Source organism: Streptomyces sp. NPDC017676, from assembly GCF_044329325.1.
In the GTDB taxonomy this organism is placed as follows: Bacteria; Actinomycetota; Actinomycetes; order Streptomycetales; family Streptomycetaceae; genus Streptomyces.
On sequence record NZ_JBIRJA010000046.1, the window covers coordinates 1 to 8,304 of the forward strand.

Sequence of the window (8,304 nt, forward strand, 5' to 3'; positions counted from 1 at the left end):
GGACGACCACTGCCGTGATCCTCGTAGTACAGCTCGATCGACTCGGAGTTCTCCCGGCCCACCGTCACAAAACCCATGACACACACCCTTCGTCGATTCTCTTCTGCCGAGCTTTCCAGCGGGTCGGCCGTGCCGCATCACATGAACGTGCGAGACGCGCCGGGCGGCTCAGTCTTCCTGGACGCAGTCCTTGAGGAACGCGTCGATGTCGATCTCTTCCTGTCCCCGGGGGACGAGCCGTTCCGTGGCCCGCAGGAAGTCGCGGACCGATGCCCGGCGCACTTCGATGAGCGCGGCGCCGGACGGGGGGGTCAGGGTGATACGCGTGTTCTTCCCGGCCGGACCGCCGTCCGGCGCGATGCGGATGTCACCCGCTCCCACGGGGAAGTACAGGCCGTCGGCGAGCAGGTCACGGGCGAAGATCCAGGTCACCTGGCGCTGGTGCGGGAGACAGAAGGAGACGCGTACCGCGCACGGGTCGGCCCTGTCGTAGTCGAAGTGAGCCCGGACGGCGATCCTCAGCGTGCCGGCGGGGGCCAGCCACACCCAGACGTCGTGACGTACCGTCTCGGAGGGGCCGGCGACGGGACTCCGGTCCGCTGACCGTGCCGCGTGCTCACGATGCTGATCCATGGTCTGCTCCGTTCGCTCTGCTGACGACCACGTGACAAGCCTGTCGCCCGGCACCGAGGACAGGCATCCGTCATTTGACGTCATAGTGAGAAATGCCTGGTCCGGGTAGTCCACGTGAGACGGCTGCCATGTTTCTCCGGGAAAGCAGGTTTCCGTGGGTCCCGTCGTCGCGGAACACCGGCTCAGGAGCCGGAGTGCGGCTGGACCGGGATGACGGCACACACGGTGGTGCCCTCTCCGGACGCGTGCCGCACGCTGAGGGCCCCGTCCAGTACGGCCACCCGGTCGGCCATGGCCGCCAGTGACGCCGAGTCCAGGGCCTCGCCGGGCGCCGCACCGTCGTCCGCCACCGTGACCACCAGGTCCAGGTCGAGTTCCGTCACCACTTGGACCCTGCTGGCCCGGGCACCGTGCACAGCCCTGCCGAGCGCCTCCCGGACCAGGAAGTACACGTGCATCTCCACCGCGTGCGGGAGCCGTTCCCGCAGGTTCCCCGAGACGCCGACGGGTACCGGCCACTGCCCCGCCAGCACGGTGAGCGCGGCCGGAAGCCCGCCGAGCCTGAGCACACCCGGGTACAGCTCGGCCGTGACGTCCCTGACATGGCTCAGCGCCTGCTCGGCATCCCGGACGGCTCCGTCGAGCAGTTCGGCCGCCGACGACGGGATGCGCTCGCCGTCCAAGTACTCCCTGGCCAGGCTCAGACCGAGCAGCGCCGAGGCCAGCCGTTCCTGGGCGCCGTGCTGCAGTGAACCGGCGACACGGCGGTGCCGGTCGGCGTCGAGCCGTCCCGCGACTGTCCGCGATAGTCCGTCCTCCTTGGGTTCCCGGCCGACAGCGGGTGCGCCGACCCCCGTGCGGAAGATGTACACGGCGGCCGCGCCGCCCGGCCGGGTCAAGGGGACGAGGGACCATTCGACCGGGAGGAGAGAGCCGTTTGCGTGGGTGAGCATGCCGCGGTAGGAGGGGGCCTGCTCGGGGATGGCGTGGCCGCGCGCCCACCCGTAAGTGTGTTCCACCGGTCTGCCGTCGGTGCCCAGCAGGTCGGAGGGACGTTCGTAACCCATGAACTCGGCAGCCGGTCGATTGGCATAGGACACTCGGTGATCGGTGTCCACCGCCCAGGCCGGCTGCTGAATGACGTCAAGGATGCTTCCCAGATCATCGGCGACTGACGTCATCGCGCTGCCCCTTCCCATAGGGATTCGAGAACGTGCCTCGATCACGGCGCCGACAGACCGGGCACTGCCCGTCGACCGCGGTCCGCCACCCGTCCTCACTGTCGGTCACGTCCGTCGCCCGGCCTGTCCGTCGCGTCCGGCTTGTTCGCCGCTGATGACACGACTGTCGCAAGCGGAGGGGCCCGAAGGCATCCGTCATTTGACGTTAGAAGGAGTCGGGGCAGGTCAGGGCATGTTTTCTCGACCGCTTCAAGGATGCTCGACCGTCTCGACGACGTGCACCCAAAAAGGTGCATACAGCATATATAACCTCGCTCAGCCGGACAGGGCGTCACGCAGGGCCGCCCGGGACGTGATGCCGAGCTTGGGGAAGATGCGGTAGAGATGGGAACTGACGGTGCGCGGAGAGAGGAGCAGCCGCTCGCCGATCTGCTTGTTGGTCAGGCCCTCCGCCGCCAGCAGGGCGATCTCGGTCTCCTGCGCGGTCAGTCCGGCAGCCGCGGCGGCTGGTACGGCGGGGTTCGGCCGCACCTGGCCGGCGGCCCGCAGTTCGGCGGCGGTCCGCGCGGCCCAGGGGGCCGCGCCCAGCTCCTCGAAGATCTCCAGGGCCGCGTTCAGGTGCAGGCGTGCCTCGACGGGCGCCCGGCCCCGGCGCAGGCGTTCGCCGTACAGCAGACGCACGCGCGCGTAGTCGAACGGCCAGTCCCGGGCGCCGGCGCCACTGACGGCCTCCTCGAACAGCGCCGGCGCCTCGGCGTCGGCCGCCACGAGGGCACGGGCGGCCAGCGTGAGCATGCCCAGGCGAGGCGACACGTCCCACAGGGCGGCCTCGCACATGGCGCGTACGTGGGCCTCGGCCTGCTCGCGCCGGTTGGTGCGCAGGGCGGCCTCCACGAGGTCCAGCGCCACCCACAGGGCGTGCGGGGTGTACGGGGCGAGCATGCCGGCAGGGCTGAGGTCGCAGGCGTGGTGGAACGCCGCCTCGAAGTCCCCTCGGCCGATCGCGCCAAGGGTTCTGGCGTGGTGGGCGAAGCGGGCCGCGCCGTAGGCACGGCGCTGGGTGGTCACGCGGGTCAGTTCGTCGGCCCACTCGTGCATCACGGCGTCCTCGCCGCGCACCGCGGCGAGCAGCGCCTCGTGGAAGAGGAAGTAGTAACTGATGAAGTCGTAGCCGTGCGCCTTGGACAGGGCGAGACCCTCGTCGGCGAGGCGCTGGCCCTCCTCCCAGCGGCCGGTGGCGAAGTCGTCCAGGCACAGATGCATCAGGCAGGCCAGGCTGCTGCGGACGGTGCCCCCCGCCCGGCCGCTCTCGATGAGCCGCCAGGCGCCGACCCGGCAGCCGCCCAGCAGGTCCATGTAGACGGCCGAGGTGTTGACCCGGACGAGACTGCCGGGGTCGGACTCGGCGCTCTGGCGCTCGATGAGCGCGGCCAGCCGCCGCCGGGTCTCGGCGGAGGCCCGGGCCGTGTCCGGGAACGCCTGGCTCATCAGCAGGATGATCTCCGGCGGTTCCGGGACAAGCCGGTCGATCGCGTCGAACAACGGTGCCCAGAAGTCCTCGCGGCCGGCCCACCAGCAGATGAGCAGCAGGGTGTACAGGGCGTCGGTCAGGTCGGTGTTGGTGGCGTCGTACCCGTGGTCGCCGTTCTCGATGGCGGAGACGACCAGGCGGTACGCGGTGTCGACGGTGCCGTCCCCGTTGACCAGGACGAAGGCGGCGGCCGCGGCGGCGTGCAGGGAACTGCCGAGGCCGGGGTCGAAGGCGCGGGCCTGGTCGAGCAGGCGGGACGCGCTGCCCAGTTCACCGGTGACGTCGGCGCCCAGGTAGGCGGCCTCGGCGAGGCGCCGGCCCCGGTCGGCGGCCTGGGGGCTGAGGTGGGCGGCGCGGGTGAGGGCGGCTATCGCGCCGGTTGCGTCCCCGCGGTGCAGTTTGCGGCGAGCCGCCTCCTCCAGGAGGACGGCGACCGCCTCGTCGGGTTCCACCGACGATTCGGCCAGGTGCCAGGCCCGGCGCTCGGTGTCACGTAGGAAGTAGTCCGCCAGCCTGCGGTGCACCCGCCGCCGTTCCACGTTCGTCGAGGACTCGACCACGGCGGAGCGCACCAGCGGGTGCCGGAAGAGGACGCGGCCCGCCGCCTCGTCGACCTCGACCAGCTTCGCGGTCTCCGCCGGGAGGAGCGCGGTGGTCCCGCCGTCCGCGGTCGTGGTGCGCCGCAACAGCCCCAGGTCCCCGCTGCCCTCCAGCGCCGCCAGCAGCAGGGCGTCCCGGGTGGGCCCGGGCAGTCGTCTGATGCGCGAGGCGAAGAGCGCTTCGATGCCCTCGGTGAGCGGCATTACCTCGGGGAGCGCTTCGCGGGCCGACAGCTGGGTGGGATCGAGCGCCTCGGCGAGTTCCAGCAGTGCGAGGGGATTGCCCCTGGCCTCGGTGAGAATGCGGCGCCGCACGCGCAGGACCATCTCCGGGAAGGCGGTGCGCAGCAACTCGTCGGCGGCCTCGTCGGCGACCGGTTCCACGTGCAGTGCGGGCAGGCCACTGGGGTCGAAGTAGCTGTCCTCGCCGGTCCGGGAGGCCGTGAGCAGACCGATCCGGCTGCCCGCGAGACGGCGCGCGAGGTGTTCGAGGACGATCGTGGTCGGCCGGTCGATCCAGGGGAGGTCGTCGACGACGAGCAGCAGCGGCCGCTGCTCGGCCTCGTGCCGCAGCACGTCGAGGCAGGCCTCGGCGATGACCGCGCGGTCGGGCACCCTGCCCGACAACAGGCCCAGCGCCACCATGAGGGCGTTGCGCTCCTCCTCGCCGAGGCGGGCGAAGCCCGCGGTGAGGGGCAGTAGGAGCTGGTTGAGGACGGCGTAGCTGACGTCGGCTTCGAACTGCACACCGGTGGCACGGATGACGCGGGCTCCGGCGGCCTCCGCTCCGGCCACCGCCGCGTCCAGCAGGACGCTCTTGCCGACGCCTGCTTCCCCGCTCAGCAGCAGAACGGCGCCCTCCCCTCGGGCGCGTACGAAGAAGGCGTCGAGCGCTCGCAGCTCCGCGTCACGGCCGAACAGCCGTGCTGTCGCCGTCGACGCTTCGTGATCCGTCATGGAGTACCTCTGGCAGCAGCATGCAGTACATGTCTGGCCTATAGTTACTTGACATGTTTGTCGCGCCAGAGACTATGTGTCTGATGGAGTTAAGTCTAGTTACTGCCAGTAACTCACTTACTGACTAGTGCTTAACCACGACGGATGAAACAGGCGAGGGGCCGACCCGTTACGGGTCGGCCCCTCGCCGTGTGGAGCGCTGTGTCACGCGCCGGCCGGGTGCACGGTCAGCAGGTCGGCCAGGTCGATACGGGTGAGGAACTCCCGGCGGATCCGGTCGGCGACCTCGGAGACCTCCTCGGAGCCGTCGTTCGCCGGGTCGATGTGCACCCGGTAGGGACGCTCGCCCTCGGGCAGAGCCACGATGCGGGCGATTTCGTCGGAGACCAGCGACGCCTCGGCTCCCTCGGGGGCGAGCGCCGCGAGCTTCTGGGAGACCTGCTGGAGCAGGCCCGGGTACTTGGTCTCGTACTCCGCCTCCACCGCACCGTCCGCCGGGTGGCCGGAGTGGGCGAAGTGGTTGGTGCCGCTGGTGAAGGAGCCGGGCACCACGATGGAGGTCTCGACGCCCCAGCGGGCCAACTCGCCGGCGTAGCTGACGGCGAGGGAATCCATCGCGGCCTTCGCGGCGAAGTAGGGGGCGAGGTACGGCGGGGTGCCGCCCTTGACGCTGGAGCTGGAGACCCAGACCACCAGGCCCCGGCCGGCCTTGCGCAGGTGCGGCAGTACGGCGCGGTTGACCCGCTGCGTGGACAGCACGTTGATGTCGTAGAGCTGCGCGAACTGCTCTGGGGTGAAGGCCTCGGCGGGCCCGGTGACCATGTGGCCGGCGTTGTGGATCAGGACGTCGATACGGCCGTGCTCCCCTATCACCTGCTTGACCGCCGAGTCGACCGAGTCGTCGGAGTTGACGTCCAGTTCGATGGAGCGCAGGTCGACACCGTGCTCCTTGGCGTAGTCGGCGGCGGCCTGCACCTGCGGTGCGTTGCGGCCGTCGGTCTCGCGCATACCGGCGTAGACGGTGTTGCCGGCGTCGGCGAGGGCGCGTGCGGTGAGCGCGCCGAAGCCGCTGGAGGCACCGGTGATGACGACGATGTTGCTCATGGGAATCTCCTCCCCCGCGAAAGCGGGTTCGTGGCTGAAGGGAGTGAGGGTGGGAGAAGCGTGACGCGTGCGACGGGACCGGCGAGGGACCTGGGACCCGTCCGGCGGGCCCGGCCGACAGCCGTGCCGGCAGGGCGGGGCGCCGGTGGTCAGATGATGCCGCCGTTGGCGTAGATGGTCTGGCCGTTGATCCAGCGCGCCGGGCCCGCCAGGAAGACGATGGCCTCGGCGATGTCCTCGGGGGTGCCGATCCGCTCCAGCGGAGCCGCCTTGGCGAGGCTGTCGAGTGCCGCCTGGTCCTTGCCCTCCAGGAACAGCGGGGTGGCGGTGGGACCCGGGGAGACCGCGTTGACGGTGATGTCCTTGCCTCGCATTTCACGGGCGAGCACCAGGGTCATCGCCTCGACCGCGCCCTTGCTCGCGGCGTAGGCGCCGTAGGTGGGGAACTGGAGCCGGGTGAGGGACGAGGAGACGTTGATCAGGGCACCGCCCCGGCGAAGCCGTCGGGCCGCCTGCTGGGAGACGACGAAGGTGCCGCGGATGTTGGTTCGGTGCATGCGGTCCAGGTCGTCCAGGTTGAGCGTGGCAATGGGCGACAGCAGCATGATGCCGGCCGTGTTGACGACGACGTCGATGCCGCCGAACTCCGCCTCGATGGCATCGAAGGCCCCGGTCATGGCCTCCTCGTCGGCCACGTCGCCGCTGACGGCGATCGCCTTGCCGCCCTGGGCCTTGATGGCCGCCACCGCCTCGTCCGCCTTGGCCTTGTTGCCCACGTAGTGGATGGCGACGGCGTAACCGTCCTTGGCGAGGCGGTTGGTCACGGCGAGGCCGATGCCGCCGGTGCCGCCGGTGACCAGCGCGACGCGGGTGTGGGTGTCCGTCATGGTGACCAGTCCTTCGAGTGATGTGACAGGTGCTCGGCACGTGGGCCTCGCGCACACCGTCATCGCTTTTAACGCCTTGACGCGATCGACGATAACACAGCTCTGTGAGCGTCGACAACACACTCACGTGAGCACCGATGACAGCGTCGAGCGGGATGGGATTTTCGGGCGGCCGAAGCCCCTTGGGACACCGACAAGTCTTCCGTCGGCGCTTTCCGGCCACCATCGGGCAGGCCGGGCATCGGGAATGTGGCTCGCCATGCGCAACCGTGGGGTTGACCCAACGGCGGAAGGACAGCAGCGGGAGCCCTGACGGATGACTCTCGGGAAAACCCAGCCGCTCACCGCCGCTCGCGCGATGCGGAGCGGCAGAGGAAAGCAATGCGCAGCGACAGCGGCCGGCCCGCTGCCGGGTTCACTTCGCGGCGGCAGGGTCCCGGAGCCGCAGCAACGCCCGCTCGCTCGGCGAGCCCGGCTCGGCCTGGTAGATGAACAGGTGCTGCCCGGCGGCGCCGTCGACGTCGAGGATCTGGTAGTTCAGGGTGAGGTCACCGACGATCGGGTGGCGCAGGCGCTTCACGTCGCTCGTTTTGTCCCGCACGTCGAAACGGCTCCACAACTGGCGGAACTCCGCGTCCGCGGACAACTCCCCCACCAGCTCGTCCAGGCGGGGACGGCCTGCCGGGACGCCCGCCGTCGCCCGCAGCCAGGCGACGCCGGCCTCGGCGATCAGCTGCCAGTCCCGGTAGAAGGCACGGGCGGCCACTTTGTCGAGGAAGGTGAACCGCACCAGGTTGCCGTAAGGAAGGACCGGTGCGTACAGGGCACGCCCCAGTGCGTTGCCGGCCAGGACGTCCAGGCAGGAGCCGAGGACCAGGGCGGGGGTGGCGTCCCACGCCTCGATCAGACGCATGACATGGACGGCGACCTCGGCGTCCGCCGGTACCGGCCGGTCCTGGTCACGTACCAGAGCACGCATGTACCGCGCGGCGTCCGGGTTCAGCCTCAGAGCCTGTGCGAGTGCCTGGAGCACCTGGTCGGAGGGGTGCTTCTCCCGGGCCTGTTCCAGGCGGGCGTAGTAGCCCTCGCTGAGCCCGGCGAGCCGGGCGACCTCTTCCTGCTTGAGGCCGGGAGTACGGCGTGGGGCGTCGTCCGGCAGCCCCGCCTCCCGGGGGGAGACCACTGCCCTGCGGGCGCGCAGAAAGCGGCCGAGCTGGTTGACGCTGTCCATGCGCACCAGGCTACTCGGACGAAGCGTGACCCGTGGGGGGAAAGCGAACGGCGACGACCCCGCCCGCGGGGGGGGGGGGGGGGGGGGGGGGGGGGGGGCGCCCCGGGGGGGGGGGGGGGGGGGGGGGGGGCGGCGTGGAGGAATCGGGGCCGTCCACCGCCCCAAGATCACGCAGAGTGAG

At 70.6% G+C, this 8,304-nt stretch carries 6 protein-coding genes; all 6 read right to left on the reverse strand.

The genetic code is table 11. From position 1 onward, the window contains the following. Nucleotides 1–168: 168 nt before the first annotated feature. The 6 genes from ACH4LD_RS42865 to ACH4LD_RS42890 all read right to left on the reverse strand — a co-directional run bounded on the left by ACH4LD_RS42865 (nt 169) and on the right by ACH4LD_RS42890 (nt 8,123). Entirely contained in the window at nt 169–633 is a 465-nt protein-coding gene (locus ACH4LD_RS42865; protein ID WP_398059673.1) for an SsgA family sporulation/cell division regulator, read from the reverse strand. A 182-nt stretch (nt 634–815) separates the two neighbouring features. Beyond that, on the reverse strand, nt 816–1,814 hold the full coding sequence (locus tag ACH4LD_RS42870; RefSeq protein ID WP_398059675.1) for a histidine kinase: 999 nt from the start codon (nt 1,812–1,814) through the stop codon (nt 816–818). Between the two features lie 315 nt (nt 1,815–2,129). Beyond that, complete coding sequence (locus tag ACH4LD_RS42875; RefSeq protein WP_398059677.1) at nt 2,130–4,901, reverse strand: AAA family ATPase; 2,772 nt, start codon at nt 4,899–4,901, stop codon at nt 2,130–2,132. A gap of 204 nt (nt 4,902–5,105) precedes the next feature. Continuing rightward, nucleotides 5,106–6,005, reverse strand: a complete 900-nt coding sequence (locus tag ACH4LD_RS42880) for an SDR family oxidoreductase (RefSeq protein ID WP_058084696.1) — start codon at nt 6,003–6,005, stop codon at nt 5,106–5,108. Between the two features lie 149 nt (nt 6,006–6,154). Then, nucleotides 6,155–6,892: an SDR family oxidoreductase gene (locus tag ACH4LD_RS42885; protein WP_398059680.1), complete on the reverse strand. Its 738-nt coding sequence runs from the start codon at nt 6,890–6,892 to the stop codon at nt 6,155–6,157. Between the two features lie 415 nt (nt 6,893–7,307). Next, complete coding sequence (locus ACH4LD_RS42890; RefSeq protein WP_398059682.1) at nt 7,308–8,123, reverse strand: helix-turn-helix domain-containing protein; 816 nt, start codon at nt 8,121–8,123, stop codon at nt 7,308–7,310. Nucleotides 8,124–8,304 lie beyond the last annotated feature (181 nt).